This is a genomic window from Stappia sp. P2PMeth1 (assembly GCF_900185735.1).
GTDB lineage: Bacteria > Pseudomonadota > Alphaproteobacteria > Rhizobiales > Stappiaceae > Stappia.
Genome location: NZ_FYAW01000007.1, coordinates 52,447 through 76,339, shown reverse-complemented (window position 1 = coordinate 76,339; position 23,893 = coordinate 52,447). Strand labels below are relative to the sequence as shown.

Sequence of the window (23,893 nt, the reverse complement as noted above, 5' to 3'; positions counted from 1 at the left end):
CCCGATGAGCCTGCTCGAAATCCGCAATCTCAGCGTCGAATTCGACACCGCCAGCGGCCCGTTCCGCGCGCTTGCCGGCGTCGACTACACGGTCGAGGCCGGGGAGGTGCTCGCCATCGTCGGCGAGAGCGGCTCCGGCAAGTCGGTCGCCATGCTGGCGGTGATGGGACTGCTGCCCGACACCGCGACGGTCACCGCCGAGCGCATGTCCTTCGAGGGCACCGACCTCAGGTCCCTCTCGGCGGCGCAGCGGCGCAAGGTCATCGGCAAGGACATCGCGATGATCTTCCAGGAGCCGATCGCCAGCCTCAACCCCTGCTTCACCGTCGGCTTCCAGCTCGACGAGGCGCTGAAGACCCACACGACCCTCAACCGCCGGCAGCGCCGCGACCGGGTGATCGAACTGCTCACCGCCGTCGGCATTCCCGAGCCGGAGCGCCGGATCGGCGCCTTCCCGCACCAGATGTCGGGCGGCCAGTGCCAGCGGGTGATGATCGCCATCGCCACCGCCTGCAATCCCAAGCTGCTGATCGCCGACGAGCCGACCACGGCGCTCGACGTCACCATCCAGAAGCAGATCCTCGACCTCTTGACCCGCCTGCAGCGCGACCACGGCATGGGGCTGATCATGATCACCCACGACATGGGCGTCGTCGCCGAGACCGCCGACCGGGTCGTCGTCCAGTACCAGGGCCGGCAGATGGAGACCGCCGACGTGCTCACCCTGTTCGAGAACCCCAGCCATCCCTATACGCGGGCGCTGCTCTCGGCCCTGCCGGAAAACGCCACCGGCGACCGGCTGCCGACCGTCGCGGATTTCGCCAGGGACTTCGCCAGGGAAACCCAGGCCGGCACGGATAGCGGCCGGGAGGCACGCCCATGAGCGACGTCATCCTCAAGGTCCGCGACCTCAAGCGCGACTACCAGATCGGCGGCGGCCTGTTCTCCGCGCCGCGCCTGCTGCATGCGGTCAAGGGCGTCAGCTTCGACGTGGAGCGGGGCACGACGCTGGCCGTGGTCGGCGAGAGCGGCTGCGGCAAGTCGACCCTCGCCCGCATGCTGACGATGATCGACGCCCCGACCTCCGGCTCCATCGAGATCGACGGCACGCCGATCGACATCACCCGCCACGGCATCACCCGGGAGATGCGCCAGGCGGTGCAGATCGTCTTCCAGAACCCCTATGGCTCGCTCAATCCGCGCCAGAAGATCGGCGCCGTGCTGGAGGAGCCGCTGCTGCTCAACACCTCGATGAGCGCGGCCGAGCGGCGCGACGCGGCGCTCGCCATGCTGGAAAAGGTCGGGCTCAAGCCGGAGCATTACGGGCGCTATCCGCACATGTTCTCCGGCGGCCAGCGCCAGCGCGTCGCCATTGCCCGCGCGATCATGCTGCGCCCGCGCCTCCTCGTGCTGGACGAGCCGGTCTCCGCGCTGGATCTCTCCGTGCAGGCGCAGATACTCAATCTGCTGGCCGATCTGCAGGACGAATTCGGCCTCACCTATGTGTTCATCAGCCACGACCTGTCGGTCGTGCGCTACATCGCCGACAAGGTGATGGTGATGTATTTCGGCGAAGCGGTGGAATACGGCACGCGGGACGAGGTCTTCGGCAATCCGCAGCACGCCTATACGCGCACGCTCTTTGCCGCCACCCCGAAAGCCGATGTCGCCAGCATCCGGGCCCGGCTGGAGAAGAAGTCGGCCGCCGCCGGCTGAGATTGGGCACCCCCGCCTGCGGGCGGGAGCGGGTGTCAGCCGCCGGCCTTGGCCTTGCTGCGCGTCTCCCGCTTGGGCGCCTGCGGCGGCGGCTGGACTGCCCCGTCCGCTGCCGGCGCCTTGCGTTCGCGCACCGCGCGGATGCGTGCGGCCAGCGACTGAGCCACCGACGGGGCGACAGCATCAGGCGCCTCCGTTGCCGCAAGCACCGGCGCCAGATCCTCGTCGGTCCCGAGCGAGGCGGCAACGGAGGCGGCAAGGCCGGCAAGCTCCGCGCGCAGGGCGACGAAATCGTCATTGCCGCGCAGTTCCGCCCGCAGCCGTTCGTTCTCGGTGCGCAGCCGCGCCGCTTCCCCGGCCAGCGTCTCCTCGCCCGAAGTCCCTTCCGCCAGCACCGACAGGCGGGTGATTTCCGCCTGGGCGGCGATGAGCCGCGACTCCGTCTCGAACAGCCGGTCGTCGCGGGCGCGCAGCTCCTGCCGGCTGAGGCCGCCGCCCCGGCCCGCGCCCTGCGTGCCGGACGCCTCGTCGATCCCGCCGGCCGCGGCGGCGCGCTCCTCGGCGCGCTTGAGCCGGCGCTTCAGCGAGGCGATCTCGCCCTCCAGCGCCGTCACCCTGGTCAGTTCGGAAACCTTGCCGAGCGGATCGTCGCCGCGTGCCGCCACCATCGGCACCTCGACCTCCGCCACGGTCGGGGGGTGGATCGAAACAGGAGGCTGGACGTGAACGGCCTCGCCGGATCCGCCGCCCCTGTCGCCGCTGGCCTCCGCCGCCATCAGCCGCTTGAGGCTGCGTTCCAACTCGCGGATGCGTGCCTTTGCCCGCGCCAGCGCCTCGCCGCCGTCATGGATCTCGCGGCGCAGATCCTCCTCCCGCGCCATCGCCTCGGCCAGCGCCTGATCCTTCGCCCCGAATTCGGCGCGCAGGTCGCCGGCCAGCGCCTCGGCCCGGTCGCGGGCGATGCGGTTCTCCGTCGCCTGCTGCCGCAGCCGCTCCAGCCCCGCCTCCAGCTTGCGGTATTCGACCGCGTGGCGGGCACGCAGGCCGGCGATCTCGCCGCGCACATCCGCATGGGTCATCGGCGTCGTCGCCTCGACGGCGGCGCGCGTCAGCCGCACCGCCCGGCGCCACACGGTCGGGATCAGCGCCACCGCCAGCAGGCCGGCGAGGCAGAAGCCGAGGGCCACATACATTGCCGCTTCAATCAAGACCGCTCACCACCGTTGGAGCACGGGCGCCGGACGGTTCCGGCCATGGAGGCCCCGCACCCGGACCCAGGCACCGAAACCCTGGCGCCTCGCGTGCCTCGGCCTTGCAGGCCGCGGGACATCGACGCCCCGTCACCTGCACATTTTACCATGCCTTCCTGATACAAGACGCAGGGTCGCCCGCCAAGCGCCTCGGCACGGCTCCGCTCAAAAAGGGTTCCAGGTCGGCTGGTCGGTGAACTTCAGGTAGCCGATATTGACCCCGAGCCGCGCGCCGACGCCGGCACGCACCGGCACCACATAGATGTCGTGGTTGGACAGCACCGTCATGCCGAAGCCGCCGATCAGATAGGCCGAGCCGTTGACGCCGACATAGCGGCGATAGATCGCCGACGTGTCGGGCAGATTGTAGACCAGCATCATCACCCGGGCCCCGTCGCCGCCGATGTCCCAGCCAAGCGACGGCCCCTGCCAGAACACCTTGTGGGTGCCGGCATTGCGCGTGTAGAGCTGCCCCTCGCCATAGCGCGCCCCGGCGATCAGCGCGCCGGAGCCTTCCTCCCCGAGGATATAGCCGTTGGGCTGGCCGTATTGTGCCACCGCGCGCTCCACCACCGAGGCAAGGCCGCCCGACAACTGGCCGAAGAAGCGATGGCCGGTATCGAGCAACTCGCCCTGGCTGTACTGCTCGGGCTGCTGCGCCCGCGCCTGCGGCAGGCCGGCCGCGACGAGCGCGAGAAGGCCGAACACCAGGGTGGCGGCGATCGTGCCGGCGCGGAAAGGGGAAAGTGACGTCATGATGCTCCATCCTCGATGCTCGCGCGTGCCAGCGGTTCGCTTCCGGCATCCGCGCGTTTTCCGCGGCCAACCTTTGCCGCCGCCCAAACGCCCTGTCGAACCTGCGCGGACCGCCGACAGACACCTCGTTCCGGCGACACGCGTCCAGTGACGCGTTTCCAGTGACACGTTTCCAGTGACACGTTTCCAGTGACACTGCTGCATTCGGCAAGGGCCGCCGGCCCCCCGGCCGGGCTCCTCCGCGGTTGCCCTCGAACCCGGCTTGTGGGCACAGTCGTCGCCCCGGGGAACGCGGACTGATTCGATGCCAGAGTGTAGTCCAAATCGGAAAAGATTATGGTCGCCGGCCCGGCGCGGCGGACGGAGCCTGCCGGCCCTTGTCGCCGGCCTGCTGGGCGTGTTTCTGATCGCCGCCCCGGCTCCGGCCATCGACTACGCCACCGATCCGATGTCAGGCTATGCGCTCGGCGGCCACGATCCGGTCGCCTATTTCATCGACCGCGCGCCGCGCCAGGGCAGCCGGCGGCAGGAGCTGCGCTGGGACGACACCGTCTGGATGTTCGTCAACGAAGGCAATCGCGCCGCCTTCCTGAAGGACCCGCATGTCTACGCGCCGTTTCTGCGGGGCTGCGACCCGCTGGCGCTCGCCGAAGGCTTCGTCACCATCGGCAACCCGATGATCTTCGCCCTCTACAACGGCCACCTCCTGCTCTTCCATTCCGAAATCAACCGCTTCCTGTTCCTGGCCGATCCGGACAACCTGCTGGCCGCCGCCAGGGGCCATGCCCGCGCCGAAGGCTGCAGCCACTGACCGGCGGGAGACCGGCCGGAGACCGGACCGCTTGGCAGCGCGGAACGGGCGGTGTAACCCTTTCGCGAGGATCGAATCGTGCCGCGACGGCAGGCACGGCCTTGGCATCGTCCGGGACAACCAGGACGGCCGGTCAGGGACGCTGCCACTCGTCGAGGCGCATGTATCGCCAGGGGCCTCCCAGGGATATCGCCAAGGACACTTCATGACCGCCATCGACGAACTCAGCGCCCTCGACCTTGCCGCCCTGGTGGCGAGCCGCGTCTGCCACGACATCATCTCTCCGGTCGGCGCGATCACCAACGGCCTCGAAGTCCTCGACGAGGACAACAGCGAGGACATGAAGGAATTCGCGATGGACCTGATCCGCAAGAGTGCGCGTCAGGCCTCGGCCAAGCTGCAGTTCGCGCGCCTTGCCTTCGGCGCCGCCGGCTCGGCCGGCGCGGAGATCGACCTTGGCGACGCTCATTCGGTTGCCGCCGGCTTCCTCGCCAACGAGAAGGCCGATCTCGACTGGCAGGTGCCCCGCCTCTTGATGGCCAAGAACCGGGTCAAGCTGCTGCTCAACCTGGTGCTGCTGGCCAACCAGTGCGTCCCGCGCGGCGGCCTGATCACCGTCACCATGGACGGCGATGCGCAGGCTCCCACCTTCCGGTTGAAAGTAACGGGATCGACAACCAAGGTTCCGGCCCTTGTTCTCGACATGACCTCCGGCAAGGAACCGGAAAGAATCGACGCCCACACCGTTCAGCCGGTCTACGCCGTCTTGCTCGCCCGTGACTCCGGTATGGCTTTAGAAGTCGTTAAGGAAGACGATGGAGTCAAGATTACTGCCACCTCTGCGGGTTAAACTGCTTCAAAAGTACCCTACGTCGTTTCAGTCTATCTTAACTGTTTGAGCCGCATTGTCTCCGTCAGGGATGGGTGGTCCGGATGCAGGATCCGGATCGTGTACCAGTAACCAGTCGGGTGAGTGTGGCCATGGACGACTTGCTTAGCGAGTTCCTTACAGAAACGAACGAGAGCCTGGATGTCGTCGACGTCGAGCTTGTGAAGTTCGAGCAGGAACCGAACAACGCGAAGATTCTCGACAATATTTTCCGTCTGGTCCACACGATCAAGGGAACCTGCGGTTTCCTCGGCCTGCCGCGCCTCGAGGCGCTGGCCCATGCCGGCGAGACATTGATGGGCAAGTTCCGTGACGGCGCCAAGGTGACGCCCGAGGCGGTCTCGCTCATCCTCTCCTCCATCGACCGCATCAAGGAGATCCTTGCCGATCTCGAGGCGGCCGGCGGAACCGAGCCCGAGGGCAGCGACGACGACCTGATCTCCGAGCTCGAGCGCATGTCGCTCGCGGCCGTGGCCGGGGGCGCCGCCGCCCAGGACGAACCCGTCGCCGAGGAAGAAGGCGTTGCCAGCGGCGGCCTCGTCGAACAGGTGCTGGAGCGTCCGCTCCGTCCCGGCGAAGTCTCCCTCGACGAGTTGGAGCGCGCCTTCCGCGAAGCCGAGGTGGAGGTCGAGCTCCCGGTTTCCGCTCCCGTGTCCGAAATCGAGGCCGATGCGGAGATGGAGGCGGAAGCCGCCGCCCCGCCGCCGCCCCGTGCCATCCGTCCCCGCGTCCGCGAGGAAGAGGCCGCCCCGCGCGAGAGCGCCGAGAAGGGCGAGAAGAAAGCCTCCGTGTCGAGCCAGTCGATCCGCGTCGCGGTCGAGACGCTCGAACACCTGATGACGATGGTCTCCGAGCTGGTCCTCACCCGCAACCAGCTTCTCGAGATCGTCCGCCGGCACGAGGATTCCGAGTTCAAGGTGCCGCTGCAGCGCCTGTCGAACGTGACCGCCGAGCTGCAGGAAGGCGTCATGAAGACGCGCATGCAGCCGATCGGCAATGCCTGGCAGAAGCTGCCGCGCATCGTCCGCGACCTGAGCCAGGAACTCGACAAGCCGATCGAACTGGAGATGATCGGCGCCGAGACCGAACTCGACCGCCAGGTTCTCGAGCTGATCAAGGATCCGCTCACCCACATGATCCGCAACTCCGCCGATCACGGGCTGGAGATGCCGGTCGACCGTCGCGCCGCCGGCAAGCCGGAAAAGGGCACGATCACCCTGTCCGCCTATCATGAGGGCGGCCATATCATCATCGAGGTCAAGGACGACGGGCGCGGCATCGATGTCGACCGCGTCAAGGCCAAGGTGCTGGAGCGCGGGCTGGCCAGCGAGGCCGAGCTCGACAAGATGACGGATCAGCAGATCCACAAGTTCATCTTCCACGCCGGCTTCTCCACGGCGCAGAACGTCACCAGCGTCTCGGGCCGCGGCGTCGGCATGGACGTGGTCCGCAACAATGTGGAGCTGATCGGCGGAACGATCGACCTGCGCTCGGTTCCGGGCCGCGGATCGAGCTTCATCATCAAGATCCCGCTGACGCTCGCCATCGTCTCGGCGCTGATCGTCGAGGCCGGCGGCGACCGCTTCGCCATCCCGCAATTGTCGGTGGTCGAGCTGGTCCGCGTGCAGTCGAACTCCGAACACCGGATCGAGCGCATCAAGGACACCCCGGTCCTGCGTCTGCGCAACAAGCTGCTGCCGCTGGTGCACATGTCCCAGTTGCTGGGCGTCGGCCCGAACAATGGCGGCCAGGAGATCGAGTCCGATACCGGCTTCATCGTCGTGATGCAGGTCGGCAGCCAGACCTTCGGCGTCGTCGTCGACGGGGTCTTCCATACCGAGGAAATCGTCGTCAAGCCGATGTCCTCCATGCTGCGCAACCTGACCATGTTCTCCGGCAACACCATCCTGGGTGACGGTGCGGTGATCATGATCATCGATCCGAACGGCGTCGCCTCCGCCATGGCCAGCCACGCGTCCAGCGTCGTCGCCGAAGGCGAGCGCAAGGAGGCCGAGGAGGCGATGACCTCCGCCCTCGACGGCCAGTCGACCGTGTCGATGCTGCTGTTCCGCGCCGGCTCGCCCGAGCCCAAGGCGGTGCCGCTGTCGCTGGTCACGCGCCTGGAGGAGTTCGAAGTCTCCAAGATCGAGCACTCCAACGGCCGCGACCTGGTCCAGTATCGCGGTGCCCTGATGCCGCTGGTCTATATCGAGGCCTCGCAGACCCGCCGCGCCGACGGAACCCAGCCGATGCTGGTCTTCTCGGATGCCGGCCGGTCCATGGGCCTCGTCGTCGACGAGATCGTCGACATCGTCGAGGACCGCCTGAACATCGAGGTCGGCTCCGACCGGCCCGGCATCCTCGGCTCGGCGGTCATCAAGGACAAGGCGACCGAGATCATCGACCTCGGCTACTACCTGCCGCAGGCCTTCGAGGACTGGTTCATGCGCAAGGAGATGGACATCTCCGCGCTGACCAAGAAGGTTCTCCTGGTCGACGACAGCGCCTTCTTCCGCAACATGCTGACGCCCGTCCTCAAGGCGGCCGGCTACGACGTCACCGCCGTCACCGGTCCGCACCAGGCCTTCGAGCTGCTGGAGAACGGCGACGCGTTCCAGGCGATCGTCAGCGACATCGAGATGCCCGAGATCAACGGCTTCGAGTTCTGCGAGGCGCTCAGGCGCGATCCGCGCTTCCGCAAGATCCCGATCCTGGCGCTGTCGGCGGTGGTCTCTCCGGCCTCCATCGAGCGCGGCCGCCAGGCCGGTTTCGACGACTATGTGGCAAAGTTCGACCGTCCGGGGCTGATCGCCTCGCTGAAGGACCTGTTCGCCGGTGAAATGGGAATTGCGGCATGAGGCACAACGACAATCTCGCAGCCGGTATCGACGATACCATCCAATACGTCACCGTCATCATCGGCGGCCAACTCTTCGGGCTGCCGATCAGCCAGGTGCATGACGTCTTCGTTCCCGAGAGCGTGACCCGCGTGCCGCTGGCCGCTCCCGAGGTCGCCGGCGTGCTGAACCTGCGCGGCCGCATCGTCACCGCCATCGACATGCGCAAGCGGCTGCACCTGCCCGACCGCGGCGAGAACGCCCAGGTCATGGCGGTCGGCATCGAGCACAAGGGCGAAAGCTACGGGCTCGTCATCGATCAGGTCGGCGAGGTGCTGCGCCTGTCGAACGACTCCATGGAACCCAATCCGTCGAATCTCGACAAGCGCTGGGCCGAGATTTCCGGCGGCGTCCACCGCCTCGACGGCAAGCTCATGATCATCCTCGATGTCGGCCGCCTGTTCGGCGCGATGTTCGAGCCGATGGTCGCGGCCTGAAGCGGCCGTACCGGTGAACTGAAACCCGGCAATCGGGAGACCAAGAAATGAAACACTGTCTCGTCGTCGACGATTCCAGCGTCATCCGCAAGGTCGCACGCCGCATCCTGGAGGACCTGTCCTTCGAGATCTCGGAGGCGGAGGACGGACTGAAGGCGCTGGAGGCCTGCCGCAAGCGCATGCCGGATGCCATCCTGCTCGACTGGAACATGCCGGAAATGGACGGCCTGGAGTTCCTGCTGGCCCTGCGCAAGGAATATGGTGGAGAAAAGCCCGTCGTCGTGTTCTGCACGACGGAGAACGACGTCGCGCATATCACCCGGGCCATGCGGGCAGGCGCGAACGAGTACATCATGAAGCCGTTCGACAAGGACATCGTGGAAGCGAAATTCCACGAGGCCGGGCTGCTGTAACCCTTTTCAAGGGCAAACCACATGAACGTCAGTTCTTCAGCGCCGGCCCCTCACCGGGACGGTGCCAAGGCGGATTGTATCCGCGTCATGGTTGTCGACGATTCCGTCGTCATTCGCGGCCTGCTCAGCCGCTGGGTCGAGGCCGACCCGGCGCTGCAGCTCGTCGGCTCGCATCGCAACGGCAAGCTGGCCGTCGACGATATCGAACGCTCCAATCCGGACGTGGTGGTCCTCGACATCGAGATGCCGGAAATGGACGGGCTGACCGCCTTGCCGCTGATGCTGCGCAAGAAGCGTGATCTCGTCGTCATCATGGCCTCCACCCTGACCCGCCGCAACGCCGAGGTCAGCCTGCGCGCCCTGTCGCTCGGGGCCCAGGATTATGTTCCGAAGCCGGAATCGACCAGCGAGGTCACCACCTCGATCGATTTCCGCCGCGAGCTGATCGACAAGGTCAAGGCTCTCGGCCAGCGCCGCCGCAATCTCGGGCCCGCCGGCGGCGGGCGCATGATGCGCGCCCAGACCGCGGCCGGACGCGCCGCGTCGCAGGCCCCGGCCGGCGCCGCCCCTGCCGGCTACAGCCGCCTTGCCGCCGGTCCCGCCGCTGCGCCCGCCGCACCGGCGATCCGCACCCGGCCCTATTCGGCGGCCCGCCCGCGCATCCTGGCCATCGGCTCCTCGACCGGCGGCCCTCAGGCGCTGCAGAAACTGCTGGCCGACATCGGCACGGCCATCCGCGAAGTGCCGGTGGTGGTGACGCAGCACATGCCGCCGACCTTCACCGCGATCCTCGCCGAACATCTCGCCAAGGCCTCGCTCCGGCCGGCGAAGGAAGCGGAGAACGGCGAGATCCTGAAGCCCGGCCACATCTATGTCGCGCCGGGCGGCCTGCACATGACCGTCGACAAGGACGGTGGCCAGGTGCTGGCCCGGCTGAACGACGGCCCGCCGGTGAACTTCTGCAAGCCGGCGGTCGATCCCCTGTTCGACAGCGTCGCCAAGGTCTACGGCTCCGCCACCCTGGCGGTGGTGCTGACCGGCATGGGTCATGACGGCGCCGCGGGCGTGCGCACCATCGCCGCCGGCGGCGGCAGCGTCATCGCCCAGGACGAGGCGACCAGCGTGGTGTGGGGCATGCCCGGCGCGGCCGCGCAGACGGGCATGTGTTGCGAGATCCTGCCGATCTCCCGGATCGGCCCCAAGATCTCCGGATTGTTGAGTGGAGGCCCCAGGTGATTGCGTCACAGTTCGAATATCTCAAGCAGTTCCTGAAGGCCAAGTCTGGACTGGTTCTGACCAACGAGAAGCAGTACCTGGTGGAAAGCCGCCTGCTGCCGGTCGCCCGGCGTCACGGCCATGCCGGCCTTGCCGAGCTGATCCAGGCGATGCAGAAGCCCGGTGCGATGCAGCTCTGCTCCGACGTGGTCGAGGCGATGACCACCAACGAGTCCTTCTTCTTTCGCGACAGCACCCCGTTCCAGCATTTCCGCGAGGTGATGCTGCCGGCGATGCTGAAGGCGCGCGCCGACCGCCGCGCGATCCGCATCTGGTGCGCCGCCGCCTCCACCGGCCAGGAGCCCTATTCGCTCGCGATCTGCCTGAAGGAAGCAGCAGCGAAACTGGCTGGCTACCGGGTCGAGATCATCGGCACGGACCTGTCGAACGAAGTGCTGGAAAAGGCCAGGAACGGCATCTACAGCCAGTTCGAGGTGCAGCGCGGCCTGCCGATCCAGATGCTGCTGAAGTATTTCACCCAGAAGGGTGACCTGTGGCAGATCAACCCGGAACTGCGCTCCATGGTGCAGTGGCGCAAGCTGAACCTGCTGGAGAGCTTTTCCACGCTCGGCTCCTTCGACATCGTCTACTGCCGCAACGTGCTGATCTACTTCGATCAGCCGACCAAGGTGGACGTGCTGCAGCGCATCGCCAAGCAGATGCCGGCCGACGGCTATCTGGTGCTGGGTGCGGCTGAGACGGTGGTCGGCCTGACCGATGCCTTCCGCCCGGTACCGGAACTGCGCGGCCTCTATCAGCCGGCCCAGGCCGCCGGTACGCAGGGCCTTGTGGCCCGCTCGCGCTTCCAGGTCGCCGGCTGAGCCGCCGCAAGCCACATTTGCACGACCCCGAAACGCCGGCGCCCTCGCGCCGGCGTTTTGCATTTGCGGCAGGCACCGGAGGGAAAGGGGCAACCGGAATCGGCACGGGGCCGGATGCCGCGCACGCGAAAAGCCTTGCCCGCAGGCAGCCTGGACGCTTCGATTTTCCGGAAATGTCGTGGATCCGGCGGCAAGTCGCTCGTATCGCAAGCGCTTGCGAAAATTGGCACCCCCAAGGGGACTCGAACCCCTGTTTCCGCCGTGAGAGGGCGGCGTCCTAGACCGCTAGACGATGGGGGCGTCGGCCGGTCAGTTACGAACAGGCCGCGTCAATAGAACGCCCGCGCGCCGAATGCAAGCCCCATTTTTCGCAAAGCCTGTGGACAGTTGAAAAACCGCCATGCCGACCGCCGATGTACCTGGCGGCCGCCCGTTGTTCGCTACTGCGCGACAAACGTCGTCTCGCCGATCAGCCGGCCGGTCGTCGCCTCCAGATGCAGCAGCTTGCTGGTCGTGCCGTCGCGCACCAGCAGGATCAGCCGATCGCCCGACAGGATCATGCTTTCCACCCGCCCGTCCTTGCCGATCGCGACGGTTGCGGCTATATCGCTGCCGTCCGCCCGCTTGCCGCTTTCGGACAGCTTGTAGATGATGGCCGCGAGAACGGCCATGAAGCCGAGCACCATGACGAGGCTCGAGACGGCGAGCAGCCGCTTCAGCTTCTTCTGAACCCGTTCCATCGCCGGATCCAGCGGGGCTTCCGCGTTGCGGTCTTCGTCGTCCATTGCCGGATGTGTCATGTCTATGTCCATTGAAGAGGAAGGCGATGCCGATGGCGTCGCGATCGCAGCCCTTGCCGTTTCCCAGGAGGATGCCGGCAGCCGCCTTGATGCGTGCCTTGCCCGCCATCTGCCGGAAATCAGCCGCAGCCGCATCCAGTCGCTGATCCGTCAGGGCCGGGCGCGCGTCGACGGGCGGACCATACTGGAGCCCAAATACCGGGTCAATTCGGGCGAGGACCTTGCGCTGGAGCTTCCCGAGGCGGAAGAGGCCGAGCCGACGCCGGAGGCGATCCCGCTGACGATCGTCTATGAGGACGAGCATCTCGTCGTCGTCGACAAGCCGGCCGGCCTCGTTGTCCATCCCGGCCCCGGCAACTGGAGCGGCACGCTGGTCAACGCCCTGCTGCACCATTGCGGCGACAGCCTGTCGGGCATCGGCGGCGTCAAGCGGCCCGGCATCGTCCACCGGCTCGACAAGGACACCAGCGGCCTGCTGGTCGTCGCCAAGACCGACCTCGCCCATCAGGGCCTTGCGGCCCAGTTCGCCGACCATGGCCGCACCGGCCCGCTGGAGCGCGAATATGTCGCCCTCGTCTGGGGCGCGCCGATGCAGCTTCGCGGCACGGTCGACGCCGATCTCGCCCGCTCCTCCGCCAACCGGCAGAAGATCGCGGTGACCAAGTCGGGCGGCCGCCATGCCGTCACCCACTGGCAGGTGCGCGAGCGCTTCGGCCCGAAGGACGCCGCCCCGCTGGCCGCCCTGATGGCCTGCCGGCTGGAGACCGGCCGCACCCACCAGATCCGCGTGCACATGGCCCATATCGGTCATCCGCTGATCGGCGATGCCGACTACGGCGCCCATTTCCGCACCAAGTCGGCACGTCTTCCGGACCAGGTCCGCGCGGTCGTCGACGCCTTTCCCCGTCAGGCCTTGCATGCCGGCCTGCTGGCCTTCGCCCATCCGGCGAGCGGGGAAACCCTGCGTTTCGAAAGCCCCCTTCCCGACGACATGGCTGCCCTGATTGCGGCAATCCGGACAATTTCCCCATCATAATTAGCAAAGTTTTGTCCTGATATTGTCCAAATGACACCTATATTGGGAGCTTCGGCGTGCCATTCGGGCGCCGCAACCGAATGCCCTGCGATGGCGGTCGCACACTCGGCCAGGACCGATGCGACCCCGGAGGGATCGTGGGAGAAGGGGTGCTTTCATGGCCCAGAACATTCCGGCGCTGAGCTCCGGCGAAGGCGGGCTCAGCCGATATCTGGACGAGATCCGGCGGTTCCCGATGCTGGAGCCGCAGGAAGAATACATGCTCGCCAAGCGCTACAAGGAGCATGACGACCCGGCCGCGGCCGAGCGGCTCGTGACCTCGCATCTGCGCCTCGTCGCCAAGATCGCCATGGGCTATCGCGGCTACGGCCTGCCGATCTCCGAGGTTGTCTCGGAAGGCAATGTCGGCCTGATGCAGGCGGTCAAGCGCTTCGAGCCCGACAAGGGCTTCCGCCTCGCCACCTATGCGATGTGGTGGATCAAGGCGGCAATCCAGGAATACATCCTGCGCTCCTGGTCGCTCGTGAAGATGGGCACCACCGCCAACCAGAAGCGCCTGTTCTTCAACCTGCGCCGGCTGAAGGGCCGCATCCAGGCGCTCGACGAGGGCGACCTGCGCCCGGAGCATGTCACGGAGATCGCGACCAAGCTCGGCGTCAGCGAGGAGGAGGTCGTGTCGATGAACCGGCGGCTCGCCGGCGACGCCTCGCTCAACGCGCCGATCCGCGCGGAGGCCGACAGCGGCGAGTGGCAGGACTGGCTCGTCGACGAGAGCGACAGCCAGGAGGCGATCTTCGCCCAGCAGGAAGAGCTCGACCAGCGGCGCAAGCTGCTCGGCGACGCGATGGAGGTCCTCAACGACCGCGAGCGGCGGATCTTCGAGGCCCGCCGGCTGTCCGAGGATCCGGTGACGCTGGAGGACCTGTCGAGCGAGTTCGGCGTCAGCCGCGAACGCGTCCGCCAGATCGAGGTCCGCGCCTTCGAGAAGGTGCAGAAGGCGGTCCGCCGGGGCGCGCGCGAGCTGGAACAGCCGCAGGCACAGATCGCCGGCCCGGCCTGACAGGCACGAGCGCCTCTCGCCTCGTGCAAATCGCAGTCCCGCGCCCCCGGCGCGGGACGCGCGTTTGCCGCAAAGCGGATTCCCCTTTCAGATCCGATGCTCTAACCTTCCCGGCAGTGCCGGGAAGGTTAGAGCATCGGACCGGCATGACGGCCGGCGGCAGGAAAGGCGGAAGACCCCATGCGCATCACGCGACGCAAGCGCCTGTTCGTGGCGGCGGTCGGGTGCCTGGTGCTCGCCGTCGTTACCGCGCTGCGCGCCTACGATCCGCCCTTCGTCTCGGAGATCCGTCTGATAGGCCTCGACAGCTACCAGCGCTTCTGGCCACGCCCTCACGATGACTTTCCCGTCCGTATCGTCGACATCGACGAGCGCTCGCTGGCCGTGCACGGCCAATGGCCCTGGCGCCGCGACACGCTGGCAGACCTGACCCGCGCGCTGGCGGAGCTGGGGGCCGCCGCCATCGCCTATGACGTGATCTTCGCAGAACCGGACCGGCTGTCGCCCCACCGCTATGTGCCGGACCTGAAGCTCGGCAGCGATGCCGCACTGGAGGGGCTTGCCGACCGGCTCCCGGACACGGACCAACTTTTCGCGGAGGCGATTGCCGAGGCGCCCGTCGTCCTCGGCTTCGCCATCCTGCCCAATGCCGATGGCGGCCGGCCGGCCGCCAAGGCCGGTTTCGCCCATGCCGGCAGCGACCCGGCCGCCAGCCTTCCCGCCTTCCCCTCGGTGCTTGCCAGCCTGCCCGTGCTGGAGGAGGCGGCGACGGGAAGCGGCGGCCTCAGCCTGTCCAGCCGCGACACGGTCGGCATCGTGCGGCGCGTGCCGATGGTCTTCACCGACGGGCAGGCGCTGTTCCCGAGCCTGGTGATGGAGGCCTTGCGGGTTGCCCAGGGCGCCGGCAGCTACATCATCCGCTCCGCCGATGCGAGCGGGGAACTGGGCACCGGCGCGGCGGCCGTCACCGACATCAAGGTCGGCGCGGTTCCCTTCCCCACCACGGCGCAGGGCGAGCTCTGGGTCTATTTCAACGAGGACCGGCCCGATCGCTACGTCTCCGCCGCCGACGTGCTGGACCCGGCGACACGGACCGGGCTCGCCGCGCAGATCGAGGGTCAGATCGTCTTCGTCGGCACCTCGTCGGTGGGTCTCTTCGACATCCGCGCGACACCCCTCGGCGACCTCGTCCCCGGTGTCTCGGTGCATGCGCAGGCGGCGGAACAGATCCTTGCCGGCACCTTTCTCAGCCGGCCCGACTGGGCCGACGGCGCCGAGATCATCGTCACCGTGCTGCTCGGCATCGCCGTCATCGCGTTGACCCTCGCCTTCGGCGCGATCTGGGCGGCGGCCATCGGCGGCGGCATCGCCCTTGTCCTTTATGCCGGCGCCATCCACCTGTTCCGCACGCAAGGGCTGCTGCTCGATCCGGTCTATCCGACCGCGGTCAACCTGTTCGCCGTCTATGCCGCCGCCACCGCCCTGCTCTACGTCCTGACCGAACGGGAAAAGCGCTTCGTACGCGCCGCCTTCGGCCAGTATCTGGCGCCGGAAATGGTCAAGCGGCTGGAGACGGCGCCGGACGCCCTGCGGCTCGGCGGCGAGATGCGCGACATGACCATCATGTTCATGGACGTGCGCGGCTTCACGCCGATCTCCGAGCAACTGACGCCGACGGATCTGGTCGCCTTCCTCAATGCCCTGCTGTCGCCGCTCTCCGAGGAGATCCAGGCACGCAGCGGCACCATCGACAAATATATCGGCGACAGCATCATGGCCTTCTGGAACGCGCCGATGGATGTCGGCGACCATGCCGCCAAGGCCTGCGGGGCGGCGCTGGAGATGGTGCGGATCGTCGACCGGCTGAACGCGGCAGATGCCTTCCACTTCCGCCAGCGCGGACTGCCGACGCAGAGCGTGCGCATCGGCGTCGGCCTCAACACGGGCGAGGCCTGCGTCGGCAACATGGGCTCCGACCGGCGCTTCAACTATTCGGTGATCGGCGACGCGGTGAACGTCGCGGCGCGAATCGAATCGAGCTGCAAGGCGGTCGGCGCCGATTGCGTCGTCTCCGAGGACACCGCGCGCGCGGCCCCCGGCTTCGCCTTCCTGGAGGCCGGCGCCATCCCGCTGAAGGGCAAGAGCGTGCCGATCCGCCTGTTCGCCCTTGTCGGCGATCCCGACTATGCGACCAGTGCCGAGTTCCAGGCACTCGCCGAAGCCCATGCGGCACTGGTCGCGGCGATCGACGACGGCGACCGCGAGACGGCGCTTGCGCGTCTTGCCGCCTGCCGGGAACGCGCGCCAGAGCGGCTCCACGACATCTACGACCGCTTCGCCGAACGCATCGAGGCAATGCCGCACCGCGCCCCGGCCTAGCGAGGGTCGCTCCCGGCCGGGCGGCGCGAACTGCCGAAGACTGCCAGCACGCGCCCGTCGAGCAGGACCAGACCGGCGAGCAGCACGCCCATGCCGGCGAGTTGCAGCCCCGACAGGGCCTCGCCGAGCAGCAGGGCGGAGATCAGCGTCGCCGATACCGGGATCAGCAGCGTGACCAGCGAGGCATTGGTGGCGCCGCCCTCGCTCAACAGGCGGAAATAGATGAGATAGGCAAAGGCGGTGCAGGCGGTGCCCAGCGCCACCACCGAGGCCCAGGCCGCCGGCCCCGCCATGGCCGGCGACCAGCCGCCGGGACTGGCGGACGCCTGCCAAAGCGCCAGCGGCAACAGCAACAGGCTGGAGCCGGTGAGTTGCCCGGTCGCCGCCACCATCACCGGCACACCGCGAAAGCGGCGGGCGAAAGCGGCGGCAAAGGCATAGGACAGCGCCGCGCCGAGACACAGGAACTGCGCCCAGGCCGGCTCACCGGCAAGGCCCGCCAGCGCGCCCGCCTCCAGCCCCGGCAACAGCAGCAGCGCCACCCCGGCGAAGCCGACGGCGATGCCGGCGACCCGATGCGCCCGCAACACCTCCTGGCGAAACGCCAGCGAGGCGACGAGCACGGTGAAGATCGGCGTCGTCGCGTTGAGGATCGAGGCAAGGCTCGCCGAGATGCCCGTCTGCCCCCACAGGATCAGCGAGAACGGGATCGCGTTGTTGAGAAGCCCCATCAGCAGGAAGGCGCCGAGGGTCGAACGATCGCGCGGAAAGGCAAGCCCGTAGATCCGCAGCACCGCGTGCAGCACCAGCGCCGCCAGCAGCACCCGCAGGAAGGCGAGAACGAAGGGCGGGATCTCGCCAAGGGCGATCTTGCCGAAGGGAAAGGTCGCGCCCCACACCAGCGCCAAGACGACCAGCAGCACCCAGTTCTTCCAGCTCATTGTCCCTCTCCGCCAACGCCTTGTCCGGCGCCTCGACATGCCTATCGCCGGCCGCCCGTCGCACCCACCCGATACGCGAGCGTTGCGGCCATCCAGGTTGAAAAGTCGAAACAGGGGCTTGTGGCGGGCGGCCACCGCGGTCAGGATCGGCGTTCCCGCCGCCCCGAGTGCTGGCCAGCATGCCCGACAATCCGTCCTCCCTCGCCTCGCGTCCGCTGCTCTTCCGCCTGATCCCGCTTCTCGTCGCCGCGGCTCTGCTGCTTGGCGCCAATGGCGTGGCGATGACCGTGATCGCGGTGCGCGGCCGGCTGAACGGCCTTTCCGACACGACCATCGGCCTGTTCGGCTCGGCCTATTATGCCGGCTTCATTCTCGGCGTGCTGGTCACGCCGATCCTGATCCAGCGCGTCGGCCATATCCGGGTGTTCTCGGCCCTTGCAGCGCTGAGCGCCATCTCCGTGCTGCTGTTGCTGCTCACCGCGCCGGGCGTGTCCTGGGCGGGCCTGCGCTTCGTCAGCGGCATCGCCTTCTGCGGCACGGCGATGGTGCTGGAAAGCTGGCTGAATGCGCTTGCCTCGAATGCCGAGCGCGGCCGCATCCTCAGCATCTACCGCATCGTCGACCTGGGCGCGGTGACCGGCGGGCAGTTCCTGCTGCCGGCCTTCGGCGCCGGCGGCGTCGAGATCCTGGTGGTGATCGGCCTTGTCTTCTGCGCCGCGCTCATTCCGGTCTCGCTCGCCCGCGAGGGCAATCCCCCGGTCTCCGACACGACGCGGATCAACTACCTGTCGATCTGGGCGATCTCGCCGGTCGCCGCCGTCGGCTGCCTGACCATCGGCCTGACCAACGGCGCCTTCCGCACCGTCGGCCCGGTCTATGCGCAAGGGGTCGGCCTCGACGCCGACGGGCTGGCGCTCCTGATCAGCCTGTGGGTGATCGCCGGCGCCATCTTCCAGTTTCCGCTCGGCTGGGCCTCGGACCGCATCGACCGGCGCTACGTGCTGATCATGGCGACGCTCGGCGCCGGCCTCTCCTGCCTGTTCCTGTCCGGCGTCACCGCTGAGGCGGCAATATTCCTCGGCGCCTTCCTGTTCGGCGGCTTCGCGCTGCCGCTCTATTCGCTCTCCGCCGCCCATGCCAACGACCATGCCGGCCCCGGACAATATGTCGAGCTCGCCGCCGGGCTGACCATGTTCTTCGCGCTGGGCGCCATGGTCGGCCCGCTGATCGCCTCGGCGGTGATGGACCGGTTCGGGCCCGCCGCCTTCTTCGTCTATACCGGCGGGCTGCACCTCGCCTTCGTCGCCTTTGTCGGCCTGCGGCTTCTGGTCCGCGAGGCGGCTCCGGCGAGCCGACGCGGCCGCTTCGTCTGGCTGCTGCGCACTTCGCCGGCGATCTTTCGCCTGGCAAGCAGTCAGAAGGGACAGGACAAGCCGGATCGGGAGTGACTTTTCCGCCGCGCCGGCCGGGAAAGCGGGTCTTGGGGCTCGTCAATCCGCCCTGCCGCCGTTATAGTCCGCCTCACCTTGCCCCGGTCGGCTGAACCGGGGTTTTTCGTGTGTGCTGGCACCACTGCCAGCCGGGTTTCGAGTGATCGAAGGAACGTATCGCATGGCCAATGTCGTCGTCGTCGGATCTCAATGGGGTGACGAGGGGAAGGGCAAGATCGTCGACTGGCTGTCGGAACAGGCCGACGTCGTCGTGCGCTTCCAGGGCGGCCACAATGCCGGCCACACTCTGGTGATCGACGGTGTCAGCTACAAGCTGTCGCTGCTGCCCTCGGGCGTGGTGCGCGGCAAGCTGTCGGTGATCGGCAACGGCGTGGTGATCGACCCGCATGCGCTGGTGGCGGAGATCGGCCGGCTTGCCGAGCAGGGCATCAAGGTGTCGCCGGACACGCTGGCGATCGCCGGCAACGCGACGCTGATCCTGTCGCTGCACCGCGAACTCGACGCGCTGCGCGAAAACGCCGCCACCGGCACCAAGATCGGCACCACCAAGCGCGGCATCGGCCCGGCCTATGAGGACAAGGTCGGCCGCCGCGCCATCCGCATCATGGACCTTGCCAATCTGAAGAGCCTGCCGGCCAAGATCGACCGGCTGCTGGCGCATCACAATGCCCTGCGCCGCGGGCTCGGCGAGCCGGAAATCGATCCGGCGACGATCTTCGCCGAACTCGAAAGCGTCTCCGGCCAGGTGCTGCCCTATATGCAGACCGTCTGGTCGCTGCTCGACACGTGCCGCCGCGACGGCAAGCGCATTCTCTTCGAGGGCGCGCAAGGAGCCCTGCTCGACATCGACCACGGCACCTATCCGTTCGTCACCTCGTCGAACACCGTCTCCGGACAGGCGGCGGCCGGCAGCGGCCTTGGCCCCGGCTCCATCGGCTATGTGCTCGGCATCACCAAGGCCTATACGACCCGCGTCGGCGAAGGCCCGTTCCCCAGCGAGCAGACCGACGAGATCGGCGAGTTCCTCGGCACCCGCGGCCACGAGTTCGGCACCGTGACCGGGCGCAAGCGCCGCTGCGGCTGGTTCGACGCGGTGCTGGTGCGCCAGAGCTGCAGCATCAACGGCATCAACGGCATCGCCCTGACCAAGCTGGACGTGCTGGACGGGCTCGACGAGATCAAGATCTGCGTCGCCTACGAGCTCGACGGCCAACGCATCGACCACCTGCCCGCCTCCCAGGGCGCGCAGGCCCGCGTCAAGCCGATCTACGAGACCCTGCCGGGCTGGAAGGAATCGACGGAAGGCGCCCGAAGCTGGGCCGAACTGCCGGCGCAGGCGGTCAAGTATGTCCGCCATGTCGAGGAGCTGATCGGCACGCCGGTCGCGCTGCTCTCGACCTCACCCGAACGGGATGACACAATCCTTGTCCAGAATCCGTTTCAGGATTAAGCGTTAAATCGTGGATCGCGCCCCGGCGCGATCCTATGTGCGGCGATCACGAGTGGCGACATGGCAGATTACTACCCGGTTTTGAAAAAAACCGTCGCAGCGCTTCCAGAGAACACCGGAGCAGCCCGGCGCGAGATCTATCAGCGCGCGCGCAAGGCCATCGTCGCCCAGCTCAAGGCCTATGATCCGCCCCTGTCGCCGTCGGAGATCACCGCCGAACAGCTTCGGCTGGAGGAGTCCATCCGCAAGGTGGAGGCGGAAGCCGCGCGCGAGACCCTTGGCTTCTCCGCCGCCCAGCAGCCCGTGGCAACGCCTCGCCCGGCCGCTCCGCCGCCGGCCGCGACCCCGCAGCCAGCCGCAAGGCCAGCCGCCCCGCAAGCCGCTGCCCCCGCGCGCCCGGCGCCCGCAGCGCCGACAGCGGCGGCCGCCCGGCCAACAGTTGCCGCCGAACCGCCGCGCGACACGCTGAAGAGCGCCATCGAGGAAGCGCGCAAGCTGGGCGAGGCCGCCGATCAGGCGAGCCGCTCCGCCCGCAGCGCCCTTGAGGACGAGCCGGCACCCGCGGCCCCACACAAGCGCGAGCCGACGCTCGGCGCCGAGCCCTCGCTTCGCACAGCACCGATGGCCGCGGACGAGGAAGAGCGCCGTCCGCTCGCCGGATCGCGCGGCTCGCGCGCGTCCGGCCGCGATATGGGTCCGTCCAGGGGCCCGTCGCCGCTGCCGCTCGACGCCGACATGCGCCCGTCCCGCCTGCCGGCGCTCCTCGGCGGCCTCGCCCTGCTGCTCGTCGTCGTGGGCATCGGCGCCGTGACCTATTCCCAGCGCGAGACGCTGCTGGGCCTGTTTTCCTCCGACGACAGCGCCCCGGCGCCGTCCCGGCAGACCACGGACACCGGCCCCGCGCCGACCGGCAACGGCGCCGACACCACCCCCGCCTCGCGCAAGGACACTGCCCGCCTGCTCGACGGGCCGGCGCCGGATGCACGCGCCGTGACGACGACGCGGATCACCCCGAACGGCCCGCAGACCGACACGCTGGCGCCCACGGATGCGGACAGCGGCGTGCGCACGGTCGAGCCGCAGACACCGGCTTCGCAGCAGGCCGACAGCGAGACCACCGAGGAGCCGGAAGCCGCCGCGACGGCGGAGGATCTGGCCGTCGAAACCCCGGCCGATGCCCTGCCGCAACAGGACACCCGCACCGCCGCCGCCCCCGCGCAACCCGACCCGACCGCCAGCACCGAGGCGCCGGTCGCCCAGCGCGCCATCCTCTACGAGGAGGGCCCGACCGCCGGCAGCGCCGGCCAGGCCTCGGCCGGCCGCGCGGTGTGGAGCGTCGCGCAGGAGACCGTCGACGGGCGCGCCGAGACGGTGCTGAAGATGCGCATCGAGGTGCCGGACCGCAACATTGCCGCCAATCTGACCCTGAAGCCCAACCGGGACGAAACGCTGCCGGCGAGCCACCTGCTCGAAGTGCAGTTCGAACTGCCGGAAGGCTTCTCCGGCCAGGGCGTCGCCGACGTGCCCGGCCTTGTGATGAAGACCACCGAGGAGGCGCGCGGCGATGCGTTGATCGGCGCCTCGGTGAAGGTCGCCGACGGCTACTTCTGGGTCGCCCTGTCCAACCTGCCGGACGAGCAGGAGCGCAACCTGATGCTGCTGCGCGATCGCGGCTGGATCGACATCCCGATGCTCTACGAGAACGGCAAGCGCGCCATCCTGACGCTGGAAAAGGGCACGCCCGGCAGCCGCGCCGTCCAGCAGGCGACCGACGCCTGGCGCGCCGGCTGACGGCGGCGCCCCCGCGCGACGCGCGCACATGAACACGCACACTTGAACACGCACACATGAAAAGGGCCGGAGCGGCATCCCGCTCCGGCCCTTTTCGCATCGTGCCCAGCGCCGCGAGGCGGCACCGGATCAGAAGGCCAGCGGCTTCGCCTGCTTCACATGCGGCAGCGAAGCGATCTTTGCCAGCACCGCCTCCGGCACCTCGCCGTCCACCTCGACCAGGCAGATCGCATCCTCGCCCGGCGCCGTGCGGCCGAGGTTGAAAGTGGCGATGTTGACCCCGGCCTCGCCCAGGACCGTGCCGAGCTGGCCGATGAAGCCCGGCTTATCCTCGTTGGTGACATAGAGCATGTGGGAGCCGAGCTCGGCTTCCATGTTGATGCCCTTCACCTGGATGACGCGCGGCTTGCCGTCGGAGAACACCGTGCCGGCGACGGAGCGCTCCTGGCGCTCGGTCTTCACCGTCAGGCGGATATAGTTCTCATAGGCGCCAGCCTGGGCCCGGCGCACCTCTTCCACCATGATGCCGCGCTCGCGCGCCATCACCGGAGCCGAAACCATGTTGACGGTCTGCAGCAGCGGCTGCAGCACGCCGGTCAGCGCCGCTGCCGTCAGCGCCTTGATGTTCATCTCCGCGACGGCCCCCTCGTATTCGAGGCGGATGCCGCTGAGACTGGTCTCCGTCAGTTGGCCGGCGAAAGAACCGAGCAGTTCCGCCAGCTTGACGAACGGGGTCAGGCGCGGCGCCTCCTCGGCGGTGATCGAGGGCATGTTGAGCGCGTTGGAAACGGCGCCCTTCATCAGGTAGTCCGACATCTGTTCGGCGACCTGCAGGGCGACATTCTCCTGCGCCTCGCTGGTCGAAGCGCCCAGATGCGGGGTGCAGACCAGGTTGGGCGCGCCGAACAGCACGTTCTCCGTCGCCGGCTCGTCCACGAAGACGTCGACGCCGGCACCGCCCACCTTGCCGCTGTCCAGCGCCGCACGCAGTGCCGCCTCGTCGACCAGCCCGCCGCGGGCGCAGTTGATGAGAATGACGCCGTCGCGCATCTTCGCAATCGCCGCAGCGTCGATGATGTTGCGCGTCTTGTCGGTCAAAGGCGTGTGCAGCGAGATCACATCGGCGCGCGCCAGCAGCGTGTCGAGATCGACCTTTTCGACGCCAAGGTCGACGGCGCGCTCGTCGGACAGGAACGGATCGAACGCCACCACCCGCATCTTAAGCCCGATGGCACGATCCGCGACGATGGAGCCGATATTGCCGCAGCCGATCAGACCGAAGGTCTTGGAGGTGATTTCCGCGCCCATGAAGCGCGACTTTTCCCACTTGCCGGCCTGGGTGGAGATATCGGCGGCCGGGATCTGGCGGGCGACGGCGAACATCATCGCGATGGCATGCTCGGCCGTGGTGATCGAATTGCCGAAGGGCGTGTTCATGACGATGACGCCCTTGGCGGACGCCGCCGGAATGTCGACATTGTCGACGCCGATGCCGGCGCGTCCGACCACCTTCAGCCGGTCGGTGGCGGCAAGCAGCTTGGCCGTCACCTTGGTGGCGGAGCGGATCGCAAGGCCGTCATAGTCGCCGATGGCGGCAAGCAGCGCGTCCTTGTCCTTGCCGAGATCCGGCCGGTAGTCGACCTCGACCCCGCGCGAGCGGAAAATCTCGACGGCGGCCTCGGACAGTTGATCGGAAATGAGAACCCTGGGGGCCATAGGT

The 23,893-nt window shown here is 68.0% G+C and carries 20 protein-coding genes and 1 tRNA gene; 15 read left to right on the top strand and 6 right to left on the bottom strand.

The window, feature by feature from the left end; genetic code table 11:
* The first annotated feature begins 4 nt into the window (after window positions 1-4).
* Window positions 5-883 (top strand): ABC transporter ATP-binding protein, encoded by an 879-nt coding sequence (locus P2PM1_RS02080; RefSeq protein WP_186388405.1) that lies wholly within the window; start codon window positions 5-7, stop codon window positions 881-883.
* On the top strand, window positions 880-1,716 hold the full coding sequence (locus P2PM1_RS02075) for a dipeptide ABC transporter ATP-binding protein (protein WP_186388406.1): 837 nt from the start codon (window positions 880-882) through the stop codon (window positions 1,714-1,716). The genes P2PM1_RS02080 and P2PM1_RS02075 overlap by 4 nt, the downstream gene beginning before the upstream one ends.
* Before the next feature lie 35 nt (window positions 1,717-1,751).
* On the opposite strand, the gene P2PM1_RS02070 is transcribed toward P2PM1_RS02075, so the two are convergent.
* Together P2PM1_RS02070 and P2PM1_RS02065 are read right to left on the bottom strand one after the other, a co-directional pair.
* On the bottom strand, window positions 1,752-2,909 hold the full coding sequence (locus P2PM1_RS02070) for a hypothetical protein (RefSeq protein ID WP_186397972.1): 1,158 nt from the start codon (window positions 2,907-2,909) through the stop codon (window positions 1,752-1,754).
* A 222-nt stretch (window positions 2,910-3,131) separates the two neighbouring features.
* The gene (locus tag P2PM1_RS02065; RefSeq protein ID WP_186388408.1) at window positions 3,132-3,722 is read right to left on the bottom strand and encodes a DUF1134 domain-containing protein; all 591 of its coding nucleotides are present in this window, start codon (window positions 3,720-3,722) and stop codon (window positions 3,132-3,134) included.
* Window positions 3,723-4,119: 397 nt separating this feature from the next.
* Here P2PM1_RS02065 and P2PM1_RS02060 point away from each other — a divergent pair, with 397 nt between their 5' ends.
* The 7 genes from P2PM1_RS02060 (at window position 4,120) to P2PM1_RS02030 (ending at window position 11,265) form a co-directional block, all read left to right on the top strand.
* Window positions 4,120-4,533 carry a hypothetical protein gene (locus P2PM1_RS02060; RefSeq protein ID WP_208985165.1) on the top strand — a complete coding sequence of 138 codons (414 nt, stop codon included), beginning with the start codon at window positions 4,120-4,122 and terminating at the stop codon, window positions 4,531-4,533.
* A gap of 205 nt (window positions 4,534-4,738) precedes the next feature.
* Window positions 4,739-5,383 carry a histidine phosphotransferase ChpT gene (chpT, locus tag P2PM1_RS02055; RefSeq protein WP_186388409.1) on the top strand — a complete coding sequence of 215 codons (645 nt, stop codon included), beginning with the start codon at window positions 4,739-4,741 and terminating at the stop codon, window positions 5,381-5,383.
* Window positions 5,384-5,514: 131 nt separating this feature from the next.
* Window positions 5,515-8,280, top strand: a complete 2,766-nt coding sequence (locus tag P2PM1_RS02050; protein WP_186388410.1) for a chemotaxis protein CheW — start codon at window positions 5,515-5,517, stop codon at window positions 8,278-8,280.
* Window positions 8,277-8,756 carry a chemotaxis protein CheW gene (locus tag P2PM1_RS02045; RefSeq protein ID WP_186388411.1) on the top strand — a complete coding sequence of 160 codons (480 nt, stop codon included), beginning with the start codon at window positions 8,277-8,279 and terminating at the stop codon, window positions 8,754-8,756. The genes P2PM1_RS02050 and P2PM1_RS02045 overlap by 4 nt, the downstream gene beginning before the upstream one ends.
* A gap of 47 nt (window positions 8,757-8,803) precedes the next feature.
* Window positions 8,804-9,169 carry a PleD family two-component system response regulator gene (locus tag P2PM1_RS02040; RefSeq protein WP_186388412.1) on the top strand — a complete coding sequence of 122 codons (366 nt, stop codon included), beginning with the start codon at window positions 8,804-8,806 and terminating at the stop codon, window positions 9,167-9,169.
* A gap of 87 nt (window positions 9,170-9,256) precedes the next feature.
* Window positions 9,257-10,405: a chemotaxis response regulator protein-glutamate methylesterase gene (locus tag P2PM1_RS02035; protein ID WP_371515095.1), complete on the top strand. Its 1,149-nt coding sequence runs from the start codon at window positions 9,257-9,259 to the stop codon at window positions 10,403-10,405.
* Entirely contained in the window at window positions 10,402-11,265 is an 864-nt protein-coding gene (locus tag P2PM1_RS02030; protein ID WP_186388414.1) for a protein-glutamate O-methyltransferase CheR, read from the top strand. Before P2PM1_RS02035 ends, P2PM1_RS02030 begins: the two co-directional genes overlap by 4 nt.
* 224 nt (window positions 11,266-11,489) lie before the next feature.
* Here the strand turns inward: P2PM1_RS02030 and P2PM1_RS02025 are convergent.
* Both P2PM1_RS02025 and P2PM1_RS02020 read right to left on the bottom strand, forming a co-directional pair.
* A tRNA-Glu gene (locus tag P2PM1_RS02025) sits at window positions 11,490-11,565 on the bottom strand.
* A gap of 140 nt (window positions 11,566-11,705) precedes the next feature.
* Window positions 11,706-12,065 carry a hypothetical protein gene (locus tag P2PM1_RS02020; protein ID WP_186388415.1) on the bottom strand — a complete coding sequence of 120 codons (360 nt, stop codon included), beginning with the start codon at window positions 12,063-12,065 and terminating at the stop codon, window positions 11,706-11,708.
* Here P2PM1_RS02020 and P2PM1_RS02015 point away from each other — a divergent pair.
* From P2PM1_RS02015 to P2PM1_RS02005, 3 genes are all read left to right on the top strand, one after another.
* On the top strand, window positions 12,064-13,101 hold the full coding sequence (locus P2PM1_RS02015; RefSeq protein ID WP_186397971.1) for an RluA family pseudouridine synthase: 1,038 nt from the start codon (window positions 12,064-12,066) through the stop codon (window positions 13,099-13,101). The genes P2PM1_RS02020 and P2PM1_RS02015 overlap by 2 nt on opposite strands.
* Window positions 13,102-13,258: 157 nt before the next feature.
* Complete coding sequence (gene rpoH, locus P2PM1_RS02010; RefSeq protein ID WP_186388417.1) at window positions 13,259-14,161, top strand: RNA polymerase sigma factor RpoH; 903 nt, start codon at window positions 13,259-13,261, stop codon at window positions 14,159-14,161.
* 180 nt (window positions 14,162-14,341) lie between these two features.
* A complete protein-coding gene (locus P2PM1_RS02005; protein WP_186397970.1) occupies window positions 14,342-16,540 on the top strand; it encodes a CHASE2 domain-containing protein in 2,199 nt (732 codons plus the stop codon).
* Here P2PM1_RS02005 and P2PM1_RS02000 read toward each other — a convergent pair.
* Window positions 16,537-17,481 carry a DMT family transporter gene (locus tag P2PM1_RS02000; RefSeq protein ID WP_186397969.1) on the bottom strand — a complete coding sequence of 315 codons (945 nt, stop codon included), beginning with the start codon at window positions 17,479-17,481 and terminating at the stop codon, window positions 16,537-16,539. The two genes, P2PM1_RS02005 and P2PM1_RS02000, sit on opposite strands and share 4 nt — an antisense overlap.
* 179 nt (window positions 17,482-17,660) lie before the next feature.
* Here P2PM1_RS02000 and P2PM1_RS01995 point away from each other — a divergent pair, with 179 nt between their 5' ends.
* From P2PM1_RS01995 to P2PM1_RS01985, 3 genes are all read left to right on the top strand, one after another.
* Window positions 17,661-18,929 (top strand): MFS transporter, encoded by a 1,269-nt coding sequence (locus P2PM1_RS01995; protein WP_186397968.1) that lies wholly within the window; start codon window positions 17,661-17,663, stop codon window positions 18,927-18,929.
* A 163-nt stretch (window positions 18,930-19,092) separates the two neighbouring features.
* Window positions 19,093-20,382: an adenylosuccinate synthase gene (locus P2PM1_RS01990; protein WP_186397967.1), complete on the top strand. Its 1,290-nt coding sequence runs from the start codon at window positions 19,093-19,095 to the stop codon at window positions 20,380-20,382.
* 60 nt (window positions 20,383-20,442) lie between these two features.
* Window positions 20,443-22,173: a hypothetical protein gene (locus P2PM1_RS01985; RefSeq protein ID WP_186397966.1), complete on the top strand. Its 1,731-nt coding sequence runs from the start codon at window positions 20,443-20,445 to the stop codon at window positions 22,171-22,173.
* A gap of 129 nt (window positions 22,174-22,302) precedes the next feature.
* Here the strand turns inward: P2PM1_RS01985 and serA are convergent, their stop codons facing one another.
* Entirely contained in the window at window positions 22,303-23,889 is a 1,587-nt protein-coding gene (gene serA, locus P2PM1_RS01980; RefSeq protein WP_186397965.1) for a phosphoglycerate dehydrogenase, read from the bottom strand.
* Window positions 23,890-23,893: the final 4 nt, after the last annotated feature.

Coding starts and splice junctions, on each gene's coding strand:
- P2PM1_RS02080 (WP_186388405.1), top strand. CDS start 5: ATGAGCCTGCTCGAAATCCGCAATCTCAGCGTCGAATTCGACACCGCC.
- P2PM1_RS02075 (WP_186388406.1), top strand. CDS start 880: ATGAGCGACGTCATCCTCAAGGTCCGCGACCTCAAGCGCGACTACCAG.
- P2PM1_RS02070 (WP_186397972.1), bottom strand. CDS start 2,909: ATGTATGTGGCCCTCGGCTTCTGCCTCGCCGGCCTGCTGGCGGTGGCG.
- P2PM1_RS02065 (WP_186388408.1), bottom strand. CDS start 3,722: ATGACGTCACTTTCCCCTTTCCGCGCCGGCACGATCGCCGCCACCCTG.
- chpT (WP_186388409.1), top strand. CDS start 4,739: ATGACCGCCATCGACGAACTCAGCGCCCTCGACCTTGCCGCCCTGGTG.
- P2PM1_RS02050 (WP_186388410.1), top strand. CDS start 5,515: ATGGACGACTTGCTTAGCGAGTTCCTTACAGAAACGAACGAGAGCCTG.
- P2PM1_RS02045 (WP_186388411.1), top strand. CDS start 8,277: ATGAGGCACAACGACAATCTCGCAGCCGGTATCGACGATACCATCCAA.
- P2PM1_RS02040 (WP_186388412.1), top strand. CDS start 8,804: ATGAAACACTGTCTCGTCGTCGACGATTCCAGCGTCATCCGCAAGGTC.
- P2PM1_RS02035 (WP_371515095.1), top strand. CDS start 9,257: ATGGTTGTCGACGATTCCGTCGTCATTCGCGGCCTGCTCAGCCGCTGG.
- P2PM1_RS02015 (WP_186397971.1), top strand. CDS start 12,064: ATGTCTATGTCCATTGAAGAGGAAGGCGATGCCGATGGCGTCGCGATC.
- P2PM1_RS02020 (WP_186388415.1), bottom strand. CDS start 12,065: ATGACACATCCGGCAATGGACGACGAAGACCGCAACGCGGAAGCCCCG.
- rpoH (WP_186388417.1), top strand. CDS start 13,259: ATGGCCCAGAACATTCCGGCGCTGAGCTCCGGCGAAGGCGGGCTCAGC.
- P2PM1_RS02005 (WP_186397970.1), top strand. CDS start 14,342: ATGCGCATCACGCGACGCAAGCGCCTGTTCGTGGCGGCGGTCGGGTGC.
- P2PM1_RS02000 (WP_186397969.1), bottom strand. CDS start 17,481: ATGAGCTGGAAGAACTGGGTGCTGCTGGTCGTCTTGGCGCTGGTGTGG.
- P2PM1_RS01995 (WP_186397968.1), top strand. CDS start 17,661: ATGCCCGACAATCCGTCCTCCCTCGCCTCGCGTCCGCTGCTCTTCCGC.
- P2PM1_RS01990 (WP_186397967.1), top strand. CDS start 19,093: ATGGCCAATGTCGTCGTCGTCGGATCTCAATGGGGTGACGAGGGGAAG.
- P2PM1_RS01985 (WP_186397966.1), top strand. CDS start 20,443: ATGGCAGATTACTACCCGGTTTTGAAAAAAACCGTCGCAGCGCTTCCA.
- serA (WP_186397965.1), bottom strand. CDS start 23,889: ATGGCCCCCAGGGTTCTCATTTCCGATCAACTGTCCGAGGCCGCCGTC.